Annotated in this window: 26 protein-coding genes; 11 read left to right on the top strand and 15 right to left on the bottom strand. The window is 65.7% G+C overall.

The features are described 5' to 3' along the window. Positions 1–13 precede the first annotated feature (13 nt). A complete protein-coding gene (locus E2484_RS01830) occupies positions 14–934 on the top strand; it encodes a dihydrodipicolinate synthase family protein (protein WP_137283516.1) in 921 nt (306 codons plus the stop codon). 65 nt (positions 935–999) lie between these two features. Continuing rightward, the gene (locus tag E2484_RS01825; RefSeq protein ID WP_137283515.1) at positions 1000–2238 is read left to right on the top strand and encodes a mandelate racemase/muconate lactonizing enzyme family protein; all 1239 of its coding nucleotides are present in this window, start codon (positions 1000–1002) and stop codon (positions 2236–2238) included. A gap of 179 nt (positions 2239–2417) precedes the next feature. On the opposite strand, the gene E2484_RS01820 is transcribed toward E2484_RS01825, so the two are convergent. The 6 genes from E2484_RS01820 to E2484_RS01795 all read right to left on the bottom strand — a co-directional run bounded on the left by E2484_RS01820 (position 2418) and on the right by E2484_RS01795 (position 9041). Continuing rightward, the gene (locus E2484_RS01820) at positions 2418–3443 is read right to left on the bottom strand and encodes a 3-oxoacyl-ACP synthase (RefSeq protein ID WP_137283514.1); all 1026 of its coding nucleotides are present in this window, start codon (positions 3441–3443) and stop codon (positions 2418–2420) included. Beyond that, entirely contained in the window at positions 3440–4567 is a 1128-nt protein-coding gene (locus tag E2484_RS01815) for a branched-chain amino acid ABC transporter permease (RefSeq protein WP_170977202.1), read from the bottom strand. Before E2484_RS01815 ends, E2484_RS01820 begins: the two co-directional genes overlap by 4 nt. 166 nt (positions 4568–4733) lie before the next feature. Further along, a complete protein-coding gene (locus E2484_RS01810; RefSeq protein WP_137283512.1) occupies positions 4734–5744 on the bottom strand; it encodes a branched-chain amino acid ABC transporter permease in 1011 nt (336 codons plus the stop codon). After that, entirely contained in the window at positions 5741–6439 is a 699-nt protein-coding gene (locus E2484_RS01805; protein ID WP_137283511.1) for an ABC transporter ATP-binding protein, read from the bottom strand. Before E2484_RS01805 ends, E2484_RS01810 begins: the two co-directional genes overlap by 4 nt. Before the next feature lie 340 nt (positions 6440–6779). Continuing rightward, the gene (locus E2484_RS01800) at positions 6780–7607 is read right to left on the bottom strand and encodes an ABC transporter ATP-binding protein (RefSeq protein WP_137283510.1); all 828 of its coding nucleotides are present in this window, start codon (positions 7605–7607) and stop codon (positions 6780–6782) included. A 3-nt stretch (positions 7608–7610) separates the two neighbouring features. Next, a complete protein-coding gene (locus tag E2484_RS01795; protein ID WP_137283509.1) occupies positions 7611–9041 on the bottom strand; it encodes an ABC transporter substrate-binding protein in 1431 nt (476 codons plus the stop codon). Positions 9042–9192: 151 nt separating this feature from the next. On the opposite strand from E2484_RS01795, the gene E2484_RS01790 reads away from it, so the two are divergent. Then, the gene (locus E2484_RS01790; RefSeq protein WP_137283508.1) at positions 9193–10035 is read left to right on the top strand and encodes an SDR family oxidoreductase; all 843 of its coding nucleotides are present in this window, start codon (positions 9193–9195) and stop codon (positions 10033–10035) included. On the opposite strand, the gene E2484_RS01785 is transcribed toward E2484_RS01790, so the two are convergent. Then, complete coding sequence (locus E2484_RS01785; protein ID WP_137283507.1) at positions 10026–11198, bottom strand: MFS transporter; 1173 nt, start codon at positions 11196–11198, stop codon at positions 10026–10028. The two genes, E2484_RS01790 and E2484_RS01785, sit on opposite strands and share 10 nt — an antisense overlap. A 127-nt stretch (positions 11199–11325) precedes the next feature. Further along, positions 11326–12027 (bottom strand): helix-turn-helix domain-containing protein, encoded by a 702-nt coding sequence (locus E2484_RS01780; RefSeq protein ID WP_137283506.1) that lies wholly within the window; start codon positions 12025–12027, stop codon positions 11326–11328. 141 nt (positions 12028–12168) lie between these two features. On the opposite strand from E2484_RS01780, the gene E2484_RS01775 reads away from it, so the two are divergent. The 4 genes from E2484_RS01775 to E2484_RS01760 all read left to right on the top strand — a co-directional run bounded on the left by E2484_RS01775 (position 12169) and on the right by E2484_RS01760 (position 14758). Beyond that, positions 12169–13002: an aldo/keto reductase gene (locus E2484_RS01775; RefSeq protein ID WP_137283505.1), complete on the top strand. Its 834-nt coding sequence runs from the start codon at positions 12169–12171 to the stop codon at positions 13000–13002. Between the two features lie 81 nt (positions 13003–13083). Beyond that, entirely contained in the window at positions 13084–13575 is a 492-nt protein-coding gene (locus E2484_RS01770) for an SHOCT domain-containing protein (RefSeq protein WP_137283504.1), read from the top strand. A 95-nt stretch (positions 13576–13670) separates the two neighbouring features. Further along, the gene (locus tag E2484_RS01765) at positions 13671–14414 is read left to right on the top strand and encodes a hypothetical protein (RefSeq protein WP_137283503.1); all 744 of its coding nucleotides are present in this window, start codon (positions 13671–13673) and stop codon (positions 14412–14414) included. 152 nt (positions 14415–14566) lie between these two features. After that, the gene (locus tag E2484_RS01760; protein WP_137283502.1) at positions 14567–14758 is read left to right on the top strand and encodes a DUF7333 family protein; all 192 of its coding nucleotides are present in this window, start codon (positions 14567–14569) and stop codon (positions 14756–14758) included. A 236-nt stretch (positions 14759–14994) separates the two neighbouring features. On the opposite strand, the gene E2484_RS01755 is transcribed toward E2484_RS01760, so the two are convergent. The 6 genes from E2484_RS01755 to E2484_RS01730 form a co-directional block, all read right to left on the bottom strand. Beyond that, complete coding sequence (locus tag E2484_RS01755; RefSeq protein WP_137283501.1) at positions 14995–15966, bottom strand: phosphoadenosine phosphosulfate reductase family protein; 972 nt, start codon at positions 15964–15966, stop codon at positions 14995–14997. A gap of 379 nt (positions 15967–16345) precedes the next feature. Beyond that, complete coding sequence (locus E2484_RS01750; protein ID WP_137283500.1) at positions 16346–16927, bottom strand: DUF7110 family protein; 582 nt, start codon at positions 16925–16927, stop codon at positions 16346–16348. Positions 16928–17039: 112 nt separating this feature from the next. Further along, positions 17040–17381 carry a glutaredoxin family protein gene (locus E2484_RS01745; RefSeq protein ID WP_137283499.1) on the bottom strand — a complete coding sequence of 114 codons (342 nt, stop codon included), beginning with the start codon at positions 17379–17381 and terminating at the stop codon, positions 17040–17042. 37 nt (positions 17382–17418) lie between these two features. Next, positions 17419–18060: a transcriptional regulator GfcR gene (gfcR, locus tag E2484_RS01740; RefSeq protein ID WP_137283498.1), complete on the bottom strand. Its 642-nt coding sequence runs from the start codon at positions 18058–18060 to the stop codon at positions 17419–17421. Further along, complete coding sequence (locus E2484_RS01735; protein ID WP_137283497.1) at positions 18057–19124, bottom strand: glucose 1-dehydrogenase; 1068 nt, start codon at positions 19122–19124, stop codon at positions 18057–18059. The genes gfcR and E2484_RS01735 overlap by 4 nt, the downstream gene beginning before the upstream one ends. Before the next feature lie 171 nt (positions 19125–19295). Then, complete coding sequence (locus E2484_RS01730) at positions 19296–20264, bottom strand: AIR synthase family protein (protein WP_137283496.1); 969 nt, start codon at positions 20262–20264, stop codon at positions 19296–19298. Positions 20265–20487: 223 nt separating this feature from the next. Here E2484_RS01730 and E2484_RS01725 point away from each other — a divergent pair, with 223 nt between their 5' ends. After that, the gene (locus tag E2484_RS01725) at positions 20488–21747 is read left to right on the top strand and encodes an HAD family hydrolase (RefSeq protein ID WP_137283495.1); all 1260 of its coding nucleotides are present in this window, start codon (positions 20488–20490) and stop codon (positions 21745–21747) included. 148 nt (positions 21748–21895) lie between these two features. Here the strand turns inward: E2484_RS01725 and E2484_RS01720 are convergent, their stop codons facing one another. Continuing rightward, positions 21896–22597, bottom strand: coding sequence for a helix-turn-helix domain-containing protein (locus E2484_RS01720; RefSeq protein WP_137283494.1), 702 nt, complete (start codon positions 22595–22597; stop codon positions 21896–21898). A 265-nt stretch (positions 22598–22862) separates the two neighbouring features. On the opposite strand from E2484_RS01720, the gene E2484_RS01715 reads away from it, so the two are divergent. The 3 genes from E2484_RS01715 (at position 22863) to E2484_RS01705 (ending at position 26316) form a co-directional block, all read left to right on the top strand. After that, the gene (locus E2484_RS01715; RefSeq protein ID WP_137284038.1) at positions 22863–24149 is read left to right on the top strand and encodes an ABC transporter substrate-binding protein; all 1287 of its coding nucleotides are present in this window, start codon (positions 22863–22865) and stop codon (positions 24147–24149) included. Positions 24150–24205: 56 nt separating this feature from the next. Then, a complete protein-coding gene (locus E2484_RS01710) occupies positions 24206–25144 on the top strand; it encodes a branched-chain amino acid ABC transporter permease (protein ID WP_137283493.1) in 939 nt (312 codons plus the stop codon). Between the two features lie 68 nt (positions 25145–25212). Next, positions 25213–26316 carry a branched-chain amino acid ABC transporter permease gene (locus tag E2484_RS01705; protein WP_137284037.1) on the top strand — a complete coding sequence of 368 codons (1104 nt, stop codon included), beginning with the start codon at positions 25213–25215 and terminating at the stop codon, positions 26314–26316. The last annotated feature ends 1 nt before the right edge of the window (position 26317 follow it).

Below are 26317 nucleotides of genomic sequence, written 5' to 3'. Positions count from 1 at the left end.
CGACGACTCTCGTATGGTGGACCACGCACCCGACCCCGGAACGGGCGACTCGCTCGGCGTCCACGGGGTCGTCCCGCCGACGATAACCGCATTCGACGAGGACGAATCGGTCGACTACGACGCGACTGCCGCACACGCGCGGTTCGTCGTGGACCGAGGCGCACACGGCGTCTTCCCGCTCGGGACCAACGGCGAGTTCCCGCTGTTGACGCCCGACGAGCGCGACGGGGTGGTCGAAGCCGTGGTCGAGGAGATCGGCGACGACGCGCCGGTCATCGCGGGCGTCGGCGCGGCCAGCACCCGCCAGACGGTGGCTCACGCCGAACACGCCGAGCAGGTGGGCGCGGACGGCGTGGTCGTCGTCACGCCGTACTACTACCCGCTGGACCACGAGGCCGCGGTCTCTCACTACCGGCGGGTCGCCGAGGCGGTCGAGTGTCCGGTCTACGTCTACCACATCCCGAGCAAGACCGGCAACTCGCTGTCGCTCGACACGCTGGACGCGCTCGCCGACATCGAGAATCTGGTCGGGCTGAAAGACTCCAGCAAGGACGTGCCGTGGCTCGGTCAGGCCATCGACGCGCATCCCGAACTGACGTTCCTCGCGGGGTCGGACTCGCTTCTGTTCCCCGGCTTGGAAGTCGGCTGTTCGGGCGTGGTGAGCGCGGTCGCCAACGCCTTCCCCGAACTCGTGGTGGACCTCTACGAGGCCTACGACGAGGGCGACGAAGACCGCGCCCGCGAGTTGCAGAGCGAGGTGTACGACGTGCGGTCGGCGCTCAAGCGAGGCCCCTACATGGCGGGCGTCAAGACCGCGTTGGGCCTGCGCGAGGTCGGCTTCGACCCCGGCCCGCTTCGGAGTCCCCTCCGGACGATGGACGACGAGGACCGCGAAGCCTTGCGGACCGACCTCTCGGAACTCGGCCTGCTCTGAAGGACGCGTCGGTCCGGACCGACGGAACCTTCAAACTTTTACTCTGGGCGGAGTAATCGCTTTGCATGGTTCGTAACTACGAGTCGCTACACGACCCGAACGCCGAGTACACGATGCGGGACCTCTCGGCGGAGACGATGGATTGTGGCGGGGAGCGCGGCGGAAACCGCGACGTAGAGATCACCGACGTACAGACGACGATGATAGACGGCAACTTCCCGTGGACGCTGGTCCGCATCTACACCGACGCCGGGGTCGTGGGGACCGGCGAGGCCTACTGGGGCGCGGGCGTTCCGGAACTCATCGAGCGGATGAAACCCTTCGTCGTTGGCGAGAACCCCCTCGACATCGACCGCCTCTACGAGCATCTGATTCAGAAGATGTCGGGCGAGGGGTCCATCGAGGGCGTCACCGTCACGGCCATCTCGGGCATCGAGGTGGCGCTTCACGACCTCGCGGGCAAGATTCTCGACGTGCCCGCCTACCAACTGCTGGGCGGGAAGTACCGCGACCGGGTTCGGGTCTACTGCGACTGTCACGCCGGAGAGGAGGCCGACCCCGAGAGCAACGCCGACGAGGCCGAGCGCGTGGTCGAGGAACTGGGCTACGACGCGCTCAAGTTCGACCTCGACGTGCCATCGGGCCACGAGAAGGACCGCGCCAACCGCCACCTCCGGAACCCCGAGATTCAGCACAAGGTGGACATCGTGGAGGCCGTTACCGAGCGCGTCGGTGACCGCGCCGACGTGGCCTTCGACTGCCACTGGACCTTCTCGGCCGGGAGCGCAAAGCGCCTCGCCAGCGCGCTCGAAGAGTACGACATCTGGTGGCTCGAAGACCCCGTCCCGCCGGAGAACCACGACGTACAGAAGAACGTCACTCACTCCACGACCACGCCCATCGCGGCGGGCGAGAACGTCTACCGCAAGCACGGCCAGCGCCGCCTCATCGAGGAGCAGGCCGTGGACATTATCGCGCCCGACATGCCCAAGACCGGCGGGATGCGCGAGACCCGCAAAATCGCCGACATGGCCGACACCTACTACATTCCGGTCGCCATGCACAACGTCTCGTCGCCGGTAGCGACGATGGCCTCGGCCCACGTCGGGGCGGCCATCCCGAACTCGCTGGCGGTCGAGTACCACAGCTACCAGCTTGGCTGGTGGGAGGACCTCGTGCAGGAAGACGTGATTCAGGAAGGCTACATCGAGATTCCCGAAGAGCCGGGTCTCGGCGTGACGCTGGACATGGACGTGGTCGAAGAGAACATGGTCGAAGGCGAAGAGCTGTTCGACGAAGCGTAGGACGCCGCGTTACGGTCGCGTTCCGGAGTCGGAAGCGTGCGTCGACCCCGCTTCCGCGTCCTCGTTTTCGGGTTCGAGAATCGAACTGGACCGTCCTCGGTGTCGGATAGAAACGGCGATACGTCCCCTCCGCCGACCGGTACCGGAGCACCGTCCGAAAGAGAACGACACCGACGGTTTCAGTCGTGCCACTCCAGCACGGTCGCGGCCCACGTGTAGCCGGTTCCGGCCGCGAGGAAGCACAGCAGGTCGCCGGACTCGACCAGCCCGCGGTCCAGTCCCTCGTCCAGCGCCAGAATCTGGTCGACGCTCTGGACGTGACCGTACTCGTCGAGGTAGTAGTCCTCGGCGTCGAGTTCGTCGGTCAGCAGGTCGTGGAACGACCGCTTCATGTGGGTCAGCGCCACGAAGTCGAGGTCGTCGCGGTCGTATCCCGACGACGCCAACGCGTCGTCGGCCACGTCGAGGAAGTTCTGGAGGCTCACGTCGGCGAGTCGCTCCTTCATCCCCTCGGGGTCGGGCACGTCGAGGACGTGGAGGCCCTGCTCGACCGTGGTGTGACTCGGCGGATTTCTGGACCCGCCCGCGGGCATCACCACGTCCTCGGAGAAACTGCCGTCGGTGACGGCGGCGCTCTCCCGGACGGTTGCCCGAGTCCGGTCGTCGTCGGGGTTCGCCTCCAGCACCATCGCGCAGGCCCCGCTACCGAAGTTGAACATGAACGACGAGTCCTCGTTCTCGTAGTCCACCAGGTCCTCTTCCCGACTCGCCGAGACCAGCAGGGCCGTCTCGGGCGCGTCGGCCAGCAGTTGGGACTTGGCCTGTCGGACGGCGAGGGGAGCGCCCGCACAGAGCGCGTAGCTCTCGACCGCGAAGGCCCCGTCCGCGCCGATGCGCTCGGCGACGTTGGCGGCGGCGCTCCAGACCACGAAGTCCTTGAACTCCGACCCGTGGTAGAGCACCACGTCCACGTCCTCGGGCGCGACGTCGGCGTCCGCGAGCGCGTCCTCCGCGGCGTTCACGCACATGTCGGTCGCGTGGTCGGCGTCGGGCGGACAGACCCGCTTCTCGCGGACGCCCATCTTCTCGACCACGACTTCCCGGGGAATCCCGCTCTGGGCCGCGATTTCCTCGCCCGTGACGGTTTCGTCCGGCACGTAGGTTCCGTAGCCGGTCAGGCCGACGTGGGAGTCCGCTCGGGTCATCGGTCGTCACCCCGGAGTCGCGCGGCGACCTGCTTGCCGACCGGGCCGCCGAGTCGGTCTCGGACCGTCCCGAGCAGGCCGTTCGGCACGAACAGCACGAACAGCACGAAGATGACACCGATGTAGAGCTCGGCGTGGCCGTTCAGGAACGTGTCGATGGCCTGGCCGACCGTCAGGCCGTTGTAGAGTTCCGTCGTCATCGTGGCCTCGCCGAGGTTGTCCCGGAGGTACGGGAGCAGACCGCCGCCCTCTCCGGACTTCGAGAGGAACTCGGTGACGGTCTCGTCGAACAGCCACCCGTACAGCGGCCCGGCGAGCGTGCCGAACCCGCCGATGATGGACGCCAGCAGGGCGTCGCCGGTCACGAGGAAGTAGAAACTGCTCTCGGGCGAGACCGACCGCTGGAACCCCGCGAACAGGCCGCCCGCGACCGCCGCGAAGAAGGCGCTGATCGCGAACGCGCCGAGTTTGTACCAGAAGGTGTTGTAGCCCACGGCCTCGGCGCGCTCCTCGTTCTCGCGGATGGCGACCAGCACCCGGCCGAACGGCGAGTGGACGATGCGCTGCATGGCGAAGTAGCAGACCAGCACCACGAGACCGATCATGTAGTAGGACACTTCGGTCGTCCCGAACGAGAGGAATCCGAGGAGTCCGTCCACGCTGTCGCCCGCGAGTTGGCCGATGGCGAGGTTCAGCGAGTCCACGCCGGGGACCCCGACGCTGAAGGGTTCGGTCCGCTCCAGCACCGCGGGACCGTCCCGCGGGTTCGAGGCCGCGAAGTCCCAGTCGCGGACGAACACGTACAGCACCTGCGAGAAGCCCAGCGTTATCATGGCGAAGTAGACGCCCGACAGCCGGAACGACACCGCGCCGATGAGGACCGCCAGCACCACGGCGACGAGTCCGCCGAGGACGAGCAGGTAGACGAACGGCGTGCCCGGCCCGAGCAGGGGTATCTTCCCGTTGGCGACGAGGATGACGAAGTACGCCCCGGTACCGTAGAAGGCCGCGTGGCCGAAGGAGAGGTAACCGGTGTAGCCGCTGATGAAGTCGAAGGACATGGCGAACAGTCCGAAGTAGAGGACGGTAATCATCGTCTCCACGTCGGGCAGAATCGTCACCATCTCCGCGCCGACCGGCGAGTTGATCAGCGCCGAGTGGAGGATGGGGTAGACCGCGAAGAACGCGATTACCGCGACGTGGGCGAACTGCTCGCGGACGTAGCGAACCGGCCACGACGCCGCCGACTCCGATTCGGTGTCGGACGCGGTGGCGTCCGCGGTTTCGGTGCTAATGGCCGCCCACCTCCTCGACGCCGAACAGACCCTGCGGGCGCAGGACGAGCATCACCACGAGGATGAGGAAGATGGTCATCTCGGGCAGACTCGCGAAGTCGATTTCGTTGACGAACCACCACGTCGTCGTGGCGTCGGCCATCCCGACGATGACCGCCGCGACGACGGTGCCCCGGAAGGTGCCGAGACCGCCGATGATGACGACCACGAACGCCGGGAGCAGGGTGTCGGCGGCGAGGGGGACGCTGGCACCCCACGAGGGGTCCCACATCAGGAGCGTCCCGGCCACGCCCGCCACGCCCGCGCCGAGCGCGAACACGACGGTGAACACCCGGCGCACGTCGATGCCGAGCGCCTCGGTCATCTCGGCGTCCTCGCTCCCGGCCCGGATGACGAGACCGTAGCGCGTCCGGGTGAGGAACGCCCACAGGCCCGCGACCGTTGCCGCGCCGATTACGATCTCGAACAGCGAGAGACCGCTGACCGAGATGAGACCGAGGTCCACCGATTCGGCGAGGAACGACGGTTTGGTCCCGAGCGCGGCCTGCCAGTCGCTGGTGGGTTGCATCCCGTAGAACAGGACCGCGATTCGGACCAGTTCGTCGAGGATGAGCGTCAGCCCGAACGTCAGCAGAATCTGGTAGACCGGCGGTCGGTCGTAGAGGCGTCTGATGAGTCCGACTTCGACCACGCCGCCGAGACCCGCGAGGACCGCGAACGTCGCGGCCAGCGCGAGGAAGAAGGCGAGCAGGCGCGTCCCGGGGCCGGTCTCTCCGCCGATGGCGAACACCATCAGCAGGCCGCCCAAGTAGGCACCTATCATCGTCATCGACCCGTGAGCGAAGTTCAGCACGCCCATCAGGCCGAAGATGAGGGTGAGACCGCCCGCAATCATCACGTAGATGGCGGCCTTCGCCAGTCCGTCCACGAAGACGGAGGCCAGATTCTCCGGGCGGAGGAACTGGCCGAGCGCGTCGATAAATCCGGCGAGAACTATCTCCATCATGCCGAGAGATACCTCCTGAGTCGCTCGTCGTCGGCCGAGGTCTCGTCGGCGTCGCCCTCGTCCACCACCTGTCCGTTGTCGAGGACGTAGAACCTGTCGGCGAGGTCGAGCGCCAGCGGCAGGTTCTGCTCGACCAGCAACAGCGTGGTGTCCTCGGCCGCGTCGGCGAGCGCCTCGGCCACGCGCTCCACGATGAGCGGCGCGAGACCCTCGCTGGGTTCGTCCACCAGCAACAGGTCGTTGTCGCCGACCAGTCCGCGGGCCAGCGCGAGCATCTGCTGTTGGCCGCCCGAGAGCGTTCCGGCCTCCCGATCGCGGTGGTCCCGGAGGTCCGGGAACGTCTCGAACGCGAGGTCGAGCGCCTCGTCCACGTCGTTGCCCTTCGGCACCGCGACCCGGACGTTCTCCTCGACCGACAGTTGGGTGAAGATGCGCCGTTCCTCGGGAATCCACCCGACGCCTTCCTCGGCGACTTCGTGCGTCTCGCGCCCGGTCAGGTCCTCGCCGCGGTAGCGGACCGTCCCCTCGCGCGGCGGCGTCAACTGGAGGATGGTCCGGAGCGTCGTGGTCTTGCCGACGCCGTTCCGGCCGACCAGCGCGACCACCTCGCCCGCCTCGACTTCGAGCGAGACGCCTTCGAGGATGTGGCTCTCGCCGTAGTAGGTGTGGGCGTTCTCGACTTCTAGAAGTGTCACTTTGTAGCCTCCTTTACGTTTCTATTGGAACGAAATTTGATTGTTTTAGAATGGTCCGCGTTTCTCTTGGCAGCGGGAGAATGGCGACCACGTTTCAGAAAGCCCCCGCCCGCTCGCTGTCGCTCCGCGGGATATGTCCGCGCCTCTCTGCACCGCCCGGCGCGGAAATACTGGCCCGCGGAGACGACCACGGGCCTCCGGCCCGCGAGCGGGCGGCCCCTTTCGTCCACCCGGACGGGAGAATGTGTCACCGAGCGTCCGCTGGTTGATTGGGTCACCGGGCGCGCCCCGGTGGTCCGTCGCACCGAGCGCGAGCGTGCCGAAGGTCGGCGAGTCGCTCTCACGCCGCGCCCTCCTCCGGTTCGGTTCCGGACTCGGCGTCCGACTCGGCGTTGAGGCTCCCGGCCTCGTAGCCGCCGAGGTACGCCTCCTGGACCGTGGGGTCGTTCCGGACCGCTTCCGGTTCGCCCTCCGCGATGACCGCGCCCTGATTCAGCACGACCACGCGGTCGGAGACGTTCATCACGATGTCCATGTTGTGTTCCACGAGTAGGACGGCGTGGTCGGTCGCCACGTCCTCGATGAGGTCGATGATTCGACCGACGCTCTCCGAGGAGACCCCCGCGTTGGGTTCGTCCATCAACACCACGTCGGGGTCGCCCGCCAGCGCGATGGCGACCTCCAGTTGGCGCTTCGCGCCGTGGCTCAGGCTCTCGGCGGTGGTCTCGGCCTCGTCGGCGAGACCCACTCGGTCGAGGATGGCGTACGCCTCCTCGACGTGTCGCTCGAAGGCCCCGGCGTTGCGCCAGAACTTCGCGGCGTCGTTGGTGGCGGCCTGTGCGGCGACCCGGACGTTCTCCAGCACCGTGCTGGTCGGAAAGACGTTCGTGATCTGGTACGACCGGTGGAGACCGATACTCGCCGTCTCGTACGGCGTGGCGTCGGTCACGTCGCGCCACCCGCCGTCAGCCTGCTCGCCGCCGTCGCGCACCTCGATGGTGCCCTCGGTCGGGGTCAGTACGCCGGTCAGCAGGTTGAAGAACGTCGTCTTGCCCGCGCCGTTCGGCCCGATGAGCGAACAGAGTTCGCCCTCTTCGAGCGCGAAGTCTACGTCGTCGACGGCCGTGAGACCGCCGAACTTCTTCGTCAATCCCGAGGTTCGCAACATGGCCTACAGCGAGCAGTCCACGCTACCTTTCGGAACGGTCGCTTCCTTCGCGTCGATGGTGGCCAGCGGTTCGCTGGGCATGATGGCCGCCTTCCAGTTGTCGGCCCACTCGTCGGTGGTCGGAACCGGGTCCGCCACGGTCATCGCCGACCGGGCCTGGTTGTTGTACTGCTGGAAGGTGTAGCCGTTCTCGCCCTTCGGGGTGTCCGTGACGGTCATCCCGCGAAGCGCCTCGGCGATGTCCGCGCCCTCGGTCGAACCGCTCTCGCCGACCGCTTGCGCGATGGCCGACGCGGCCGTGAACGTCCCGGAGGTGAACAGGTCGGGCACCGAGCCGTAGGTGCTGGTGTAGGTGTCCACGAACTCGTTGTTGATGTCGTTGTCGTACTGGTTCCAGTGGTAGCGCGTCGTGAACGGCCCGAGGTTGGTGCCCTGAAGCTTCTCCTTCGTCAGGGGGTTGCCGAGCGCCTTCTGGAGGGTCTGGCCCACGATACCGTTGGTAATCCGGGTCGCGAACCCACCGAAGACGCGGTAGTCGTAGTCGCCGTTGAGGAACGACGTGAACAGTTTCGGCAGGGTGGCGACCGTGAAGCCGCCCACGATGCCCTCGGCGCCCGCGCTCTGGGCGTTGTCGAGCAGTCCCTTCCACTCGGAGTGGCCCTGCGGAACGAACTTCTTGCCGACGATTTCGACGCCCTCGTCCTTCAGGACCTGCTCGTAGTTGTTCACGACCGCTTTCCCGAAGGAGTAGTCGGCACCGAACAGGTAGACCTTGCTCACGTCGGTCTCCTGAGCGACGTACTTCCCGCCCGAACGGGCGTCCATCGCGGTGTTCTCGCTCGCGCGGAACACGAGATCGTCGCAGGTCTCGGAACTCGACGTGATGTCGGCCGACGCCGCGGGGCCCACCATGTACGGGACTCGGGCCTGCTTGACCACCGTCTTGATGACGCGGTTGGCCGCGCCCGAGGAAGCACACCCGAACAGCATGTCGACTTCCTCGTCCTGCACGAGGTCGGTCGCCAGCGACTGGGCCTTGTCGGCGGCGAACTGGGTGTCTCGGACGACCAGTTCGTACTCCGTGTCGCCGACCGTCGCGGTGTACGTACCGGTACTGCCGCTCTCGATGGGGTCGGTGTCGCCCTTGTACGCCAGTCCGGAGTAGAAACCCCAGAGACTCTGCTGGCCGTAGTACTTGAGGTCCCCAGAGGTCGGCTGGAGGACGCCGATTTTCACTTTGCCGGAGACGTTCGCCTGCTCGGTCGTCTTCGCCGTGGTTTCGGTCATGCCACCTTCCGTCGTGTCGCTCGCCGTAGTCGATTCGGTCGTCGTATCCTGTCCACCGTCACCGCCTGTACATCCGGCGAGACCCGCCGCTCCGGTCACCCCGAGCGCAGTGAGCCATCGCCGTCGTGAAACGCTGTCATCTGCCATAACAGATTAGAATGATACCTTCCCCCCCGGCAAATACTGCTGGGTTAATATGTGAACAGGCTCGCAAGACGGTCCCGAAACACCGCCGAGAAGCGCGACTCCTTAATACGTTAACCTCCGGTTTTTCACTGGTTGGGGGTGTATTTCGGATATGGCCGAAGAAGTCACTGCCCCGGAACTCTCGCAAGACGACGTACTCGTCCTCGACGACGACCGATTCGCTCCGGAGAACGTCGCGCTCGTCACCGGCGCGGCCTCCGGCATCGGTCGCGCGACCGCCCTCGTGTTGGCCGCGAACGGCCTGACCGTGGTCGGCACCGACGTAGACGAGGACGGACTGGCCGAGACCCGCGAGAAGGCCGCAGACCTCGACGTCGAAGGGACCGTCGAGACCGTCACTGGCGACCTTCGGGAGGACGTGCCCGAAATCGTGGACGCGGCCGCCGAGTACGGGAACGTCGCTTTCCTCGCCAACGTCGCCGGGATGCAACACATCGACCCCATCGACGAGTTCCCCATGGAGGCTTACGACCGAATGCAGGACGTGATGGTGCGCGCGCCGGTCCAACTCGCCAAGGAGTGTCTGCCCCACATGCGCGAGATCGGGTTCGGTTGCGTCGGCAACATGGCCTCGGTCCACGGCCACTACGTCACCAGCGACAAGGTGGCCTACAACGTGGCGAAGTTCGGACTCCGCGGACTCACCCAGTCCATCGCCGCGGAAGGCGAGGGCGACGTCCGGTCGTTCTCGGTCAGCACCGGCTACGTCAAGACGCCGCTCGTCACCGACCAGATTCCGGACACCGCCGAACAGCGCGGAATTTCCGTGCAGGAAGTGGTCGAGGACGTGATGCTCGGCCAGTCGCGCACGAAGGAGATGATGACGCCCGCCGAAGTCGCGAACCTGTTCGCCTTCGGGTTCTCGAAGCACGCCAGCCACCTCAACGGCGGCGACTTGCGCTTCGACGGCGGGATGACCCTGACCTACGAGTAGCCGGCGATTTCCCGCCGGACGCCCCACAGTAGGACGACCCCACAGGCCGAAAGCACCGCCATCGCGGCCCATCCGACCCGGTATCCCGCGGTGTCGGCGAGGTAGCCGAACGCGGGCGGGGCCAGTAGCCCGCCGAGATTGATGGCGGTCTGGCCGCCCGCCGTCGCGGCACCCAGGTCCTCGCTCGGCACCAACTCGCCCAGACAGGAGTAGTAGACCCCGGTCATCCCGAGGACGGTCAGGCCGAGTCCGCCGAACACCGCGGCGGCGATCGGAAGCGAGGTGACCCCGGCACCGAGAGCGCCGAACAGCGCGACTGCGCCGCCCAACTGCACCAGCGAGACGGTCGCCGCGCTGTCGGCACTGCCGAGGCGGTCGGCCAGCGACCCGGCCCCGACCCGGCCCGCGCTCCCGGCGGCCTGTGTCAGCGCGAGGACGACCCCGCCAGCGGCCGCCCCGGCACCCACCACGTCCTCGACGTAGAGGATGACGTAACCGAGCATCGAGAAGATGGTCGCGCCGACGAACAACCCCGCGGCGACCAGCAGGAGGTACGCCCGGTCGCCCGTCAGCTTCGAGAGGTCGGGCAGTTCCCACCGGCCGGTCCCGCCGGTGCCGGAGTACGCGAACCAGAAGACGGCGACGTACCCACCGGCCACGACCGCGATGACCCAGAAGCCGAGTCGCCACGCGAGAACGGCCGCGACGCCCGTGACGACAAGCGACGCCGCCCCGCTTCCGGCGGTGACGCCGACCTGCTTGACGCCCATGGCGAGGTTCTCGCGGCCCCGCGGCGCGGAGGCGACGATGCCCTTGTTGGAGGCCGGCATCGCAGTCGCGTAGGCACCTCCGAGCAGGACCGCGGCCCCCAGCAGGAGGAGGTAGTTCGGCGCGAGCGAGACCGCGACGGCTCCGCCCGCCAGCGCGAGCAGACTGGCGACCATCATCCGGCGCTCGCCGAACCCGTCCACGGCCGCCCCGCTCGGAAAGAGATTCAGCGTGTAGCCCAGTAGCGCCGCCGTCAGGAACACGCCGACGAGCGTCCGCGAGAGGTCGAAGTCCTCGCGGACGAACGACGTCGCGGCGAAGATGCTGTAGTAACAGAGGCTGGCGGCCGTCTGCCAGCCAGCGATGACGAGCACCGGTTTCCAACCACGCTCCACGGGTTCACCCCCCCGGAATCCGGGGAACGTCCGGCGAAAATCGGTCGCGCTCCGAAATCATCCTACCGGCGTGTGGCCGACGAATCTGGATAAATCTACTGCAATCCGCAAGCCGGGACGGCGATTCCTACTCCAGTTCGTCGAGGGCCTCCACGACGCGCTGGATCATCTTCTGCTGGCCCCGCCGTAGGTTCTTCGAGACGGCGGGCTTGGACACGTCGAACTCGTCGGCGAGGTGGCCGAGCGTCGCGCCGCGGGGGTTCTCGAAGTAGCCGTCCGAGACCGCGGTTTCGAGGGTCTGGCGCTCGACGTCCGAGAGGTCCCGACAGCCCTCGATGAGAGTCATCGCGGCCCCGGCGTTCTGGACGAACCCCTGCATCTCGGGGAGTTCGGTGTCGTTGCGGTCCAGCACGTCGTACTCGTTGTCGCGGTCGAGTTCTGCCAATGTCGTGTCCTCGTCCTCGATGGTGTCGAAGCCGACGTGCCAGATCTCGCTCCCGCCCTCGATGTAGAACGGTCCGGTGATGTAGCCGTCGTGGTCGCGGATGGTCGCCATCGCGTCGGTCTCGGCGATGACCGTCCTGATGTGGGCGACGTTGTCCCGACGAGTGAGCAGGTCGTAATCGCGCATGTTCTCGTGGTCCCGAAGTGCCGACAGGCCGTTCGAGAGGGTCCCCCGGTCCTCGCCCTCCACCATCATCCGGGTCTCCAGTTGGTCGTTCACCCGGTCGAAGTCCCACTGGATGGCCGAGAAGCCGACCTCGTGGTCGTCGGTCGTGTCGATAAATGGGCAGTCGTACTGCTCCACGTCCATCGTGATGTCTATCATGGGCCTGCCCTTGCTATCAGGCCACATATGAGAGGTAGGATAAAAGACTTTTCTTCCGGCAACCTTCGCCGGTCGGGGCGACCCACGAGGATTTCCGGCGCCGAAACCACTTTCCTCACGGTCGCACTACCTACAGACGTTATGTCTCAGCGCGAAGCACTCGGCGAGGCGCAGCTACTCGACGGCATGCCACGACTCGGACTCGGAACGTGGGAGAACACCGACGGCGAAACGTGCGCCGAGAGCGTCCGGCAGGCGCTCGAAACGGGGTATCGTCACATCGACACGGCCCAAGCGTACGACAACGAGGAGTACGTCGGCGAGGGCATCGCGTCGGCAGACGTGGACCGCGACGAGGTGTTCCTCGCCACGAAAATCTGGACGAGTAACCTCGCCTACGACGACGTGATTCACACCGCCAAGGAGAGTCTGGACAAACTCGGCGTCGACTACGTGGACCTGCTGTACGTCCACTGGCCGGCCAACGAGTACGACCCCGAGGACACGCTCCCCGCGTTCGACCAACTCTACGACGACGGCCTCATCGAGAACGTGGGCGTGAGCAACTTCGAACCCCGCCATCTGGACGAAGCGCAGGAGATTCTCGACGCGCCCGTCTTCGCCAATCAGGTCGAGATGCACCCGATGCTTCCGCAGGACGAACTGGTGGAGTACGGTCGAGAGAACGACATGAACCTCGTGGCCTACTCGCCGCTGGCCCGCGGGCAGGTCTTCGACGTGCCCGAGATTCGGGAGGTCGCCGAGAAGCACGACGTCTCGGCCGCGCAGGTAAGCCTGGCGTGGCTCCTCCAGCGCGACGGCGTGGCCGCGATTCCGAAGGCCTCCAGCGAGGACCACATCCGGGACAACTGGGGTGCGCTGGACCTCGAACTCGACGACGAGGACGTCGAGAAGATAGAGAGCATCGACCGACGCGAGCGACAGGTGGACCCGGACTTCGGTCCGTGGAACTGACGGGATAGGCTCTTCCGCCGGAGTTTCGTATCAAATCGCAAATCACAGTCTTTTACTGACACGTCCCGGAGTATCCGGACGATGAGCGAGTCCTCCGACAGCACCTTTCGCGCTCTTCACCGACTGGTCGAACACTACACGCCCGACGGCACCCTCGGTCGCATCCTACTCGGCGGGACGGCGCTCGTCTCCGGGCCGTTCCTGTTTTTCGTCGGCGTCGCGGGACTGGGAACCGCCGCGAACTTCGCCGCCTTCCTGCTCGCCCTGCTCGCGTCCGTCCTCGGCATCCCGGCGTTCGTCCTCGGCGTACTCACGCTCTGGCCGGTGTACCTCTCGCTCATCGGCAACGTCGGTTCGCCCGCGGCGTATCCCGACGGGGCGAGCAAGCCGCGAGGAGGCCGCGAGAGCACGGAAGCCGTCCTGAAACGACGGTACGCCGCCGGGGAACTCTCGCGCGAGGAGTTCGAACGCCGACTCGGCGACGTGATGGGAATCCACCGGGCGGACGGGAGCGAGGAGTCGAAAACCGGCGACGACGGGGACGCGCGACTCGAACGCTCTCGAAGTCGGTAGACGCTCCCTACTCCCGACAGGAACCGAACTCCTCCGAATTCTGGCAGTAAAACAACCCCAAGACTTCATAATGGCCGTAACGTATTAAAACGCAGATGCACGGCGGAACAAGCAGCACCGGTCTCGTCGGAGCCGTTCGATACGACTTGCAACGACTACACGAGAGTTGGATGGCGCTGTTCTTCCCGCGTCAGCGCGGAACCCAGAGCGGCGTCCTCGGCAAGTGGGAACCCTCTACCACCACCGGGAAGGTCGCCTACCGGGCGTGGAGCGCGGTCGGAACGCCGGTCGTCGGAGTTCTCTACCCCCTCGCGCTGTTCGGGTTCGCGGCCCGGTACTACACGCGGAAGATAGACGGGACCGCGACCCGACTCGGCGTCGTGGGCGTGGTCCTGCTGTCGCTTCTGGTGTGGGGTGGCCTGACGGCGCTGGCCCGACTTCGCTTCTCGACAGACGGCTTCCTCGCAGTCGGGGCCGCGGGCGGGGTCGCAACCGTCTCGGCGGCGCTCGCGTACGTCACGGGCACGCGCGGCGGACGATTCAGCACGGTCCTGTTCGCCTATCCGTTCGCCATGACGGCCGTCTTCCTGCCGCCGGTCGTCGCGGCGCTCTACTCGCCGACGCTCTCGTCGGTCATCTTCCCGAAGAGCTACACGCTCGCGGTCTGGCTCCTCGAAAACCCCCTCGACTTGTGGGGTCTCAACACGTTCCTCCGCGAGCAGTTCACGCTCGAAGGCGCGAACTACGTGGCGATGTGGTTCGGTCTGTCGGTGCCGACGGGGTGGCTCCTCGGCTCTCTGGTGACGCTGGCCGACGTGGTGCGGCCGAAACGGGAGTGAGCGGTCCCCGCGAGCCTCACCCGCGTAACCTCACTATAAATGGCTCTGAGAAAGGTCCTTTTGTTTTAGACGAACCTATAGAAGTGCGAGCCGTCGAGCGCGGCCGACCGAAGGGGACAACGCTTTTGCTCGCTTCGTCCCGACGTTCGGACATGGAGTTCAATTTGCCCGTGACCGCCGCGGTACTGCTCGGAATCGTCGCCCTCGGTACGGCCGCGCTCATCGGGATGGGATTCATGGCCACGAGTACGGTGTTGATGATGGTGACTCCCTCGATGCTGGTGTTCGGCCTCGTCGTGCTCCTCGTCGGCGTCAAGCACGGCGAGTACCGGGCGACGCGGTGATCTAAAGAAAGAACGACGAAACAGGGTCAGTCTCACCACCTGCGGTCGTCTCGACCCTTACCCAGTCGCGTACCAGTGGACGACCGCGAACGAACGAGCGGACCGAGGAACCCTCGACGGAGCGCCGGAGGTGCGCTCTGCGCACCTCCAAGCGACGGAGAGGGTGACGAAGCGTTTTTCATGAAAGTTTTGCCAGCGGAGGGCCGCCTACGGCGGCCCGGAGCGCGGCAAAAGTTTCACATGTAGCCGAGGTCGCGCAGGCGCTCCATCAGGTCTTCCTTGTCCTGGGCGCGGCCCGCGCGCTCGGTCGTGTCTTCGAGGTCCTGCAACCACGCAGGCTCTTCGTCGGACTTCTCGGTGCTGACCTCACTGCCGAGCGAGCGGAACCCGGCGAAGTACTTGGGACTGACCGGGATGTCGTCCTGCGTGAGGTCGTTGGGCAGGTCGTCGTCGGTCTGCGGGACGTGGCCCTCGTCCGGGTACTCCTCGACGGTGTCCGGGACGACGAAGTGCCAGAAGGTGTCCCAGACCGCGCGCTCGTCGAAGTGGAGAATCGGCTGAACGCGGTCGTGCGGCGGGTAGATGTCGGGGTCGTGGCGCGGGGAGAAGAACGTCTCGTCGGCGCGGGCCTCCTGTTCGTCCCAGCGGACGCCCGAGATGATGCCGTCGATGTCGAGTTCTTCGATGGTGTCGTTGAGCGCGACCGTCTTCAGCAGGTGGTTGCCCACGTAGGTGTCGAGCAGGAACGGGAAGGTGTCCTCCTCGTACTCAAGAATCTCGCGGACGTGGTGCTGGTTGTGTTCGTTCAGCGCGTCGATGGGGATGTCGTCGCCCGGCGTCAGGTCGTTCTCCTCGGCGTACTCGCCCACGTCGTCGTTGCTGGCGTAGACGACGTCGAGGTCCCACTCGTCGGCCCAGTGGTCCACGAAGTCGTGAATCTCGTCGAAGTGCTGGAAGTGGTCGATGAAGACGGCGGTCGGCGTTTCGAGGTCGTACTTCTCGGCGACCTCCTTGATGAAGTAGAGGGTGAGCGTCGAGTCCTTGCCGCCGGTCCACATCACGGCCGGGTTCTCGTACTCTTCGAGACCCTGTCGGGTCACGTCGATGGCCTTCTCGATCTTGTGCTCCATCGAGGGGTAGTCCTCGGGGTTTTCGCCTTCGCCGTCGCTGTAGTCTACGTCGACGTAGTTCGGGAAGTCTTCGGGCATCGTTCGTAATTACATCTAATTACGACCCTAAAGTGCTTTTCGGCTCTTCGCGTTCGCAGGCCGCGCCAATAGACGCGAAAGCGGCGTGTACCGGGGTTACAGGCCTCGATTGGTGACACTGATTGCCGTGATAAAGGGGTGCACGGTCGGGAGAAATCGAGCAGCGAACGAGAGCGGAGCGTCCGGCGCGTAGCGACCAATCGTGACGTCCCTGCGTCAGCGAGTCGGAGGCACGGGAACCGGCAACTGTACTGCGAGCGAAAGAGCGTAGCGACTGAGCGAGCAGGTCTTCTTTGATCCACATTTTTCGAGGAGTGGTGCCCGCAGGGCGCGACCGAAGGGAGCGCCCGAGGACACCCGACGAAGAAAAACGGTGGGTTCAGATAAACTCGTTGTCCCGCCAATCGACCCCGCTGGACCCGGAGTCAGAGGAGGTCGGACCTTCGACGACCTCGATGGACGCGGGTCGGTCCTCGCCGTCCACGATGCGGGTCGCCTGGAGTTCGCCGTCCACCTCGGTGATGGCGGTGAGCGTCCCCTTCTCGGCCAGGCGAGCGATGTCGCAGAGGACGAGAAACATCGGGTACTGGAGCGCCGTGTTCTGGAGGACCGTCTCGCGGTCGCCCTTGAACGCGGCGACTTCGATGAGTTCGCCCATGGGTTCGTCGTCTTCCTCCTCCTCGTCGACGTCGTCGCTCCATCGGGGGCCCTCGCGTCGTTTCTGTTCCTCCTCGGTGTAGACGCGGGTCTCCGAGATGCTGGCCTTCAACTGTGCAGTCGGCGTGTACTTGCTGATGCTATCGTCGTCGGCCACCGCGCTGATGATGAGCGTGTTCTTGCGCCGGGTGATGTCGACGCTAGTTATCTTGGGCGGAAGGTCGGGGTCGCCTTCGAAGTAGTCGTAAACGTTTTCTAACGGCAGTTCGAGCGTCGAATGAAGTCGATATACTTGCCCCGTCATTTGTAATTTACATGCAGGTTCCCGGCTGACGACACGGTACACGGGAGTGTAGGTGGTCCGAACATATATGACCTACTCTTTTGGTCTTCGTTTCTACCGACGTAACGAGTACTTACGCCGACAGCTTCTCACCCAGTTCACCGCGCTCGTCGAGCTCGGCGAGAACGTCGCTTCCACCGACGAACTCACCGTCGACGAACGTCTGTGGGATGGTCTCCCACCCGCTGTGGTCTTCCAACGCAGTCCGGAACTCGGCCAGCGCGTCCAACACGTCTACGGTCTCGTAGTCGTCGCGGTGTTGCTGAACAAGTTCGAGGGCCTTCTGGGAGTAGCCACACTGGGGCATCAGTTCGTTCCCCTTCATGAACAGGACCACGTCGTTGTCCTCGATGGCCGAGTTCACGCGCTCGCGGGCTTCTTCCTCGGTCAATTCACTTTCCGGCTGGAATGTCATACCCTGTGATACGCACCCCGCGCGCAAAGAAGTTGTGTTACTCGTCGTTGCCCACCCGAACTACGTTGATGAGCGAGTGGACCGGAACGCCCTCCACCTCTTCGACGCCCTGCTTGTCCACGAGGACGACGCAGGCGACGGGCTTGCCGCCCTCCTCGCGGATGGCCTCGACCGTCTCGGTCATGGTCGTGCCGCTGGTGATGGTGTCGTCCACGACGTAGCACTCGCGGTCCCGAATCTGGGCGAAGTTCCGCGAGAAGGTTCCGCCGAGGTCGTCGATGTCTCCCTCCTCCCACTGGTGCTTGCTCGGCGCGTACGTTCCGAGGTCGGTGTCGAGTTCGCGCGCGACCGACGTGGCGAGGGGTGCGCCGGCCTTCTCGATGCCGATGGTCAGGTCTACCTCCTCGCCCTGTTTCTTCAGGAGGTCGGCCATCGCGGCCCCCGCGTGGTAGAGTCGGTTGCTGTCCCGGCCGAGCGCCGACCAGTCGACGTGGATGTCGTGGGGGCCGCCCGTGGGTTCGGGTCTCGGGGTGGTCGTGGGTGCGCCCGTACCGCTTCGCTCGACCAACCAACTCGCGGTCTCGCGCGAGACGTTGAGTTCGTCGGCGATTTCGCCCTTCGATAATCCTTGCTCGGCGAGTTCTGCCGCGCTCTCGATGAGGTCGTCTACGTTCTTCATATCTGGTTAAATTGGAGTGCGGTCTTTATTGTCGTTTCGTCCTCCGCAAATGCGGCCTCGTAGTCGGCGAGGTCGTGGACCGCCGTCACGAGATCGTCGAGGAACCACGCGGGGAGGCCGCCGAGCGTCCGGACTGCGGCCTCGAAGTGCGAGACGTTCGAGTTGACGCTTCCGACCAGCGCCTTGTTGTTCATCACGAACTCCTTGTGGAGTCGCCCGCCGTCGATTTCGAACTCCCACGGTTCGGGCACGCCCAGCAACGCGCCGACTCCGCCGGGCGCGAGCGCCTCGATGCACTCGAAGGCGTGTTTCGCGTACCCGGTGGCCTCGTACACGAAGTCCATCGGTTCGTGGGCGTCGGGAATCTCCGCCACGGGCGTCGCGCGCGAGTCGACGTACGACGCGCCCAGTTCCTCGATGATGTCGATGGTGGGGTCGGGCCGGTCGCGCCGCCCGAGACAGTACGTGCGGTCGTAGCCCCGATTTTCCAGCATGGCGAGCGTGAGGAGGCCCAGGCTTCCGTTGCCGAGGACGAGACCAGTCTCGGGGTCCCAGTCGAACGCCGACCGAGCGGCGTAAGCGTGTTCGATGGCTTTCTCGGAGATGCTGATGGGTTCCACGAGGAATCCCCACTCAGCGACCTCCTCGGGCACGGGCACGAGATACTCCGCGGGACTCGTGAAGTACTCGGCCATGAACCCGTGCGCGCCGTCGATGCCGCGCTCGACGCACGCCTCGGGCGGAGCCATGTCGGGTTGGCCCTGCTCGAAGTACTCGTTCGGCCCCTCGGCAGGCGGTCTGCGGACTGTGGGAGCCACCACGTCACCCTCCTCGAAGGCCGTGTCGTCGGCCTCGACGACGACCCCGACCGCTTCGTGACCCAGAACGAGGTGGTCCTCGCCCGCCGGAAAGCCGCCGTGGCTTCCCGCGATGACCTCGCGGTCGGTTCCGTCCACACCGACCCGAAGCGTCCTGACCAGTACCTCGCCCGGCCCGGGGTCCGGACGCTGGAGTTCGGTGACCGTCGGCGAAGTCTCGCCCCGCCGGATGACAACTGCTTCCATGGAAAGGGGTTAGTCCGGGAGGGGCAAAAAGATTTATTCTACTACGAGTAAACATCTCCGTCGGGTGGCTCGGTCGAACTCGCTGCCTGTCAGTTCCACCCACCGCGCACGTTCCAGCGTCCACGGCACTCGACTCGTTCTACTCGTGGTTTCAGAGTATCGTTCGCTCTCCTACTCCCAGAGGTCGTAGAGGTCGTCCCGAACCGCGCTCCGAACGAGTTCGCCGTCGATCTCGACGCCCGCGTCGTCCCCGTCGACCGCTTCGACGGTTCCGATTTCGCTCGCCGGGATGCCTTCCGCTTCGAGGGCCGCGAGGGCGTCGTCGCTGGCTTCCGGGGGAACCGTCGCCAACAGCGCGCCGGACCCGAAGATGCGGAACGGGTCCACGCCCATCGCCCCACAGATTTCGGCGGTCTCCTCGCGGACGGGGACCGCGCTCCGGTCGACTTCGAGGCGGACGCCCGAGGCGGTCGCCATCTCGACCAGGCCGTTGAGGAGTCCGCCCTCGGTCGGGTCGTGCATCGCGGTGGCCGACTCCCGGAGGATGTAAGCCTCCGGCACGACGCTAATCTCCGCGAAGAACCCCTCGGCGCGCGCCAGCAGGTCGTCCGGCAGGTCGAGGTCGTCGCGGAAGTCGGTCGCCAGCACCGCGGTCCCCTCGACGCCCGTGCCCTTCGTGAGGACGACGCGGTCGCCCGGCTCCGCACCGCCGGTCGGGACGTACTCGTCGGCCAGTCCCATCGCGGTCATCGACACCATCGGGCGCTCCAGCGCGGGGGTGTACTCGGAGTGGCCGCCGACGATAGCGATCCCCAAATCGCTGGCCTCGTCGTCCATCTGGCGAGTCAGCACGTCGAGCGTCTCGGGGTCGTCGTCGGGCAGGAACATGACGTTCGTGAGCCACCGGGGGTCGGCCCCCGAGGCCGCCACGTCGTTGCACGCGACGTGGACCGCGAGCGTGCCGAGTCGCTCCTTCGCCAGCGAGAGGGGGTCGGAGTTCACCACGAGGACGCTCCCGTCGCCGAGTCGCATCGCCGCGGCGTCCTCTCCGTACTGGGGTCCCATTACTACCGAATCGTCGTGCGCGCCCGTGCGAGCGAGGACGCGAGCGAGGGCTTCGGGGTCGAGTTTCCCGATCATGTCTCCCTCTCGGAGGGCCGGGACCTAAGGTTCGGCGAATAATCGAGGCGCGGTGCCGTGCGGTTGCGGTCTCATCGGCGTCGGCAGTAGCCAGCGCCCCGTCTCTCCTCGTCGGGGTCCGCGTTCGGGCCACGTTCGGAATCCTGCAGTCGCTCCTGATGGACGCCTTCCGACGTTTTGCGCCGACCCCGACCTTTATCCCCGAGAGCGACACAGTTCCGGCATGGAGCGGTACGACCAACTCTATCGACTCTACGACGAGTTCGACGCCGGGACCCTCCGGGCGTTGCAGAACTTCGTTGACCTGTTTCCGCCGGTGGACTCGCGCATCGCCCTCGAACACTGGCAGGAGGTCGGCGACGAACTGGACGAGCGCAAGGCCGAGGTCCGAGACGCCTTCCCCGCCACGGGCGAGACCTTCTGCGAACTCGCGGCGCGGGCGTCCCGCGACCAAGCGTTCACCGCGCTCGACCTGTACGCGAAGTACGACCGCGGCGTGAACGTCCTCGTCCTCGACGTCGACGAGACCCTGCGGTCGGCGGGCGGCACCGACAACGAGATTCCCCGGGAGACCCTCCACCTCCTGACGGAGTTCCACGAGGACGGGATGCCAATCGTGGTCTGCACGGGCCAGACCCTCGAAAACGTCAAGGGGTTCCTGATTCAGGGCCTCGGAAACGAGATCGTCCATTCGGGCGACCTCTCGGTCGTCTACGAGGCCGGAACCGGCGTGTTCACGCCCGGCCACGGCGCGGACACCAAGCGACTGCTCTACGACGACCTCGATTCGGACGTGCGTGCCATCTTCGACGCGGTGCGCTCGCAGGTCCTCTCGAAAGCCCCCGAAGACCTCCGGAGAGGGTGTCACTTGCAGGGCAACGAGTTCAACGTCACGCTCAAGCCCAACTTCGAGACCGGAAGCCAGCGGGCCCGCGAGGTCATCGACCACGCGCTGGTCTACGAACTCGACCTCCTCGGCGCGGCAGTCGCCGAGGAGGTCGGCGACGACGCGGAGGACGGTTCCGAACGGGCAGGCGACTGGGCGCGGGCCTACTACGCGAATCAGGACCCCGAAATCCGCGGCGTCCTCGAAAGCGAAGGCGAGGTGCCCGACGCCGACCCGGCGGACGTCCCCGAGTCGGTTCGGACCGCCTTCGAGCGAATCGACGTGGCCTACTACGAGGCCGACGCCGCGGAAATCGGGAGCCTCGAACTCAACAAGGTCGTGGGCGTCGAGGCCGCGTTCGACGTACTGGACGTCGACGACCCCTTCGCGGCCGTCCTCGGCGACAGCAAGAGCGACCTCCGGGTGATGAAGTGGGTCGCCGAGAACGACGCGGGCATCGCGGCCGCGCCGGAACACGCCTCGCGCGACGTACTGGACCACGTCGTCGGGACCGACGAGCTGGTCTTCGATAGGGGGAAGGCCGGAGACGTGTTCCGGACCATCTTCGCGCTGAACCGGCTAGCGAATCTGGGGTAGTCCGCTCTACCCCGCCCTGGGAATCGAAAACGATGCCGAAGAAAACGATACTACACTGCTGAACCGTATTTGTATGTCTTGAGGAATCTTTCCGTTCGGGCGTCCGGCCGGTCAGTCGCCCGACCGCTCTGCACACCGAACTATCGGCTCACCGCAGACTGTCGAGGGCGTCCACCACGCGCTCGTTGACCTTCCGTTGGGCGCGCCGGAGGTTCTTCGAGACCGCCGGGCAGGAGACGCCGAACTCGTCGGCGATGTTCTCGAGCGTTCCGTTCCGCGGCGTGTCGAAGTAGCCGTGTTCGACCGCGGCCGCCAGCGTGTCGCGCTCGACCTTCGAGAGGTCCGAACAGCCTTCTACCAGCGTGGCCGCGGCGTCGGCGTTGCGGGCGAACCGCTGGAGTGTGTCGAGGCGGAGGCGTTCGCGCGAGACGACGTCGAACTCGTTGTTGCGCTCCAGTCCGGCCAGCGCGGTGTCGGTGACCTCGGGGCTGTCGAAGCCGACGTTCCACGTCTCGGAACCGTCTTCGATGTGGAACGGCCCGGTGATGTAGCCGTCGTGGTCGCGGATGGTCGCCATCGCGTCGGTCTCGGCGATGGCGGTCCGGACGTGGGCGGCACCGCCGCGCTTCGAGAGGAGTTCGTAGTCGCGCATGTTGTCGTGGTCGCGCAGTGCCGACAGGCCGTTCGAGAGCGCCCCCCGGTCCTCGCCGTCTACCACGATTCGGGTCTCTAGTTGGTCGACGCTCGGGTTGAAGTCCCAGTGAAGCGTGGTGAACGTCACGTCGTGGTCGTCGCTGGTGGCGATGAATGGACAGTCGTACTGCTCCATGTCCATAGAAATTGTTATCATAGTTCCCGAGAGTCCGTCTGGGGGAAGGATTGTAACTCACCCACATAGGGCTTTCCCTTCGCCGGAACCGAGTTCTCGACGTTAAGTGATTAACCCCGGGTTATTAGCAACGAGAACGAGGCGTATTGATACATGGTATTGATGCGCACGGGAAGCGTGCGTGTGGCGGTTCGACGCGGTGTCGCGCCGACCGTTGCGCAGAGAAATACTAGGTGATTTCATGACGAAGGACGAGACAACTTCTGGTAGCATCGAACGGCGGACCATGCTGAAGGCGGCGGGCGGAACTGCACTCGCGGCGGCGCTCGCCGGGTGTAGTTCGCTCCTCGGTAGCGGACAGGAAGACAGCGGTCAATCCAGCAGCGACGTTCCCGACGAACCGATCGAGGCGGGACTCCAGACGTTCACGGAGGGCGCGGCGGCCGTCCTCGGGTTGCAGGCCCGGTACGGTGCAGAACTCGCCGTCCAACGCATCAACGACGCTGGCGGGGTCGCCGGGCGCGAGATGAACCTCGACGTGGTACACGAGGGCGACTCCCACGTCGAGAACTACAATCAGTTCGTCGAGGAGGGCAAGGACGTGACCTTCGGACCGATTTCCTCGGGCGGCCACGCCGCGATGGCTCCCGAAGTCGAGTCTCAGGAGGTCATCAACGTCAGCACCGACGGCACCGTAACCACCCTCTACGAGGAGACGGTGACGGACCCGACCTACTCGTTCCGGTTCCAGAACTACGACGTGATGGAGTGCGTCTCGGCCGCCCGCGAAGCGGTTCAGCGCCTCGGCGCGGACAACGTCAACACCATCGCGGGCATCAACCCCAACTACGCCTTCGGGAAGGACGAGTTCGGCGTGTTCAAGCGAGCCATCCGGAAACTCGCGGGCGACGTGGAAGTCGTCTACGAGGGGTACCCCGACCTGATGGCCGACGACATGTCCACCCACATCACGCAGGTCAACGACGAACAACCCGACGTGACGTTCTCCAGTTGCTGGGGCGGCGACGTGACCACCCTGATGAGTCAGGCTGCCGCGAACAACATGTTCGAGAACACTCAACTCGTCGGTTCGGTGCTCTACAGCGCCGTCAACGACCTGAGTCAGGACGTGGTCGAGCAGGCGAGCGCCATCTCCGGTTCGCGGAACTACTACTGGGGCGAACCCACGACCGACCGCTGGCAACCCGGCAAAGAGCTTCGAGACGAAGCGATGTCTCAGTGGGACATCGTGCCGAGCGCCCACTTCATGAGCGGTTACGGCGCAGTCGCCGCGTGGGCGACCGCGACCCAGAAGGCCGTCGATATCGTGGGTGGCTGGCCGTCTCAGAGCCAGATTGCGACGGCGCTCGAAGGTCACGGTTTCTACACGCCCGCAGGCTACCACGTCATGTCCGAGGGCCATCAGGGCATGTCAAACAGTTACTACGGTGAGATGAACTGGTCGTCGGACCTCGGCGCGGCCGTCCTCGAAGACGTGAACATGTACGACCCGCGAGAGGTGTCGCCGCCGCCGGGAACCAAGTCCGCCAACTGGATCGACAGTTGGTCCTGACCACGGTCGGCGGTCGAGCACGCTAACTCGTACTCGTAAACACGACGATTTCCATCATGGTTGCACTACAAAATTTCATCACACACACGCTCCACGGGGTGCAGTACGGGTTCATCCTGTTTCTCATCGCCTCGGGGCTGACGATTATCCTCGGTATCCTGGACGTGCTGAACCTCGCGCACGGCGAACTGTTCGCGCTCGGTGCGTACGTGTCGTTCAGCGTCCTCGGCTATCTGACCGGACTGGTCGGTCCGCCGACCGGTCCGGCCTCGCAGGCGGTGTTCCTCGCACTGGTGCTGGTCGGCGCGGTGGTCGCCGCGCTGGTACTGGTCCCGGTCGGGGTCCTGCTCGAATCGACGCTGTTTCGACCCATCTACGAGCGCGACGAGGTGTACCAACTCGTGTTGACGTTCGGGTTGCTCCTCGTCATCAAGGACTTCAACAAGTTCGTGTGGGGACCCTCGCCGCAACGGATACAGGGCGTCTACAGTGGCATCAACTCGATTCCGGTGGCGGAGTTCGTCGGACTCACCTACCCGACGTACAACGTCGTCGTCATCGCGGTCGGCGCGGTGGTGGTCGTTGGACTGTTCTGGTTCTTCGACCGCACGAAGACCGGCCGCATCATCCGGGCGACCGCCATCGACCGCGAGATGGCGACCGCGATCGGCGTGAACACCCAGCGGACGTTCACCCTCGTCTTCGCGCTCGGCGCGTTCTTCGCCGGATTCGCTGGCGCGATGGCGCTCCCCCAGTCGTACGCCAGTTTGGAGATGGGCGCGAACCCCCTCGTCCTCTCGTTCGTCGTCATCGTCATCGGTGGTCTCGGGAGCCTTCAGGGGGCGTTCGTCGCGGCCCTCCTCGTCGGCGTGCTGAGCAAGTGGGCGACGTGGCAGGTGCCCGCGCTCGAACTCGCCGCGCCGTTCGCCATCATGGCGCTGGTCCTACTGGTCAAGCCGGAGGGCCTGTTCGGAACCTGGGGTGAGACCGAATGAGCGACGGTACCGGAAAGCGCGCGTGGCCGGGCCTCGTCAGCAGAGACGGCGAGACCCGAGTTCGCGTGATGAAGGGTCTCGAACTGACCCGCAAGCAGGCCGTACTGGCACTGGTCGGTCTCCTCGTCGCGTTCGCGGTGCCGGACCTCGCGCGACTGAGCGCCAGCGTGCAACTCAGCGTCGTCCATCAGGGACTCGCGTTCGGTCTGGCCGCGGTCGGACTGAACCTCCTGCTTCGCCACACGAAACTGGTGTCGTTCGGCCACGCCGCGTTCTTCGGGACGGGCGCGTACGCGACGGCCCTGCTCGCCGCGAAGTTGGACGTGGCGATGATGTCGGTGCTGGTGCTCGCCGCGGTTCTCGCGGCGGCGCTGATGGCCGCGGTAATCGGCTATCTGTCGCTTCGCCACACCGGCCTCTACTTCTCGCTGCTGACGCTGGCGTTCGGCCAACTGCTGTACGCCCTCGTCCAGGGCCAGGGGTATCTGGGGTCCAGCGACGGACTTCCGGTCCGGCCGGGCGAGGCGAATCAGCCACTCATCTTCGGACTGGCGCTCGACGCGGACGCCTACGCCGTCCTGCTGTACTACCTGACGGTCGTCTTCGCGGTCGTCTCCCTGCTGGTGATGTACCGACTCGTGAAGTCGCCGTTCGGGGCCGCGCTGGACGCCATCGGACAGGACCGAACCCGGGCGGAGTTCATCGGTATTCCGGTTCGGCGGTACGTCTGGACCGCGTTCGTCATCTCGGGCGTCTACGGCGGTCTCGCCGGGTCCATCTACGCGCTGGTCCAACAGCACGTCCGGCCCGGCCCGGTGCTGTACTTCCTCCGGTCGGGCGACATCCTGTTCATGGCCATCCTCGGTGGATTCCGGACCCTAATCGGCCCGCTCGTGGGCGGCGTCGTACTCGTCTTCCTGCAGGACGCCGGGAAGGACTTCACGAACTACTTCGACGCGCTGACCGGCGTCGTGTTGCTGATAATCGTGTACGGGTTCCCGGAGGGAATCGTCGGGTCGCTCAGGCCCGACGGCAACGTCCGGGAGCGCGGCCGGGAGTTCGTCGACGACCCCAGCGTCGTCGGGTCGTGGTTCGCGGGCGCGACGAGCGCGCTCGTGACGGCCCTCGGCGACTGGGCGAAGAACGTGCGGGCGATGTTGGGGGTGCGATAAG

Origin of the sequence: Halorussus salinisoli (genome assembly GCA_005239435.1) — an archaeon.
GTDB classification, from domain to species: domain Archaea; phylum Halobacteriota; class Halobacteria; order Halobacteriales; family Haladaptataceae; genus Halorussus; species Halorussus salinisoli.
Note: the sequence above shows the minus strand (reverse complement) of the source record. Positions and strands in the feature narration are given on the sequence as shown.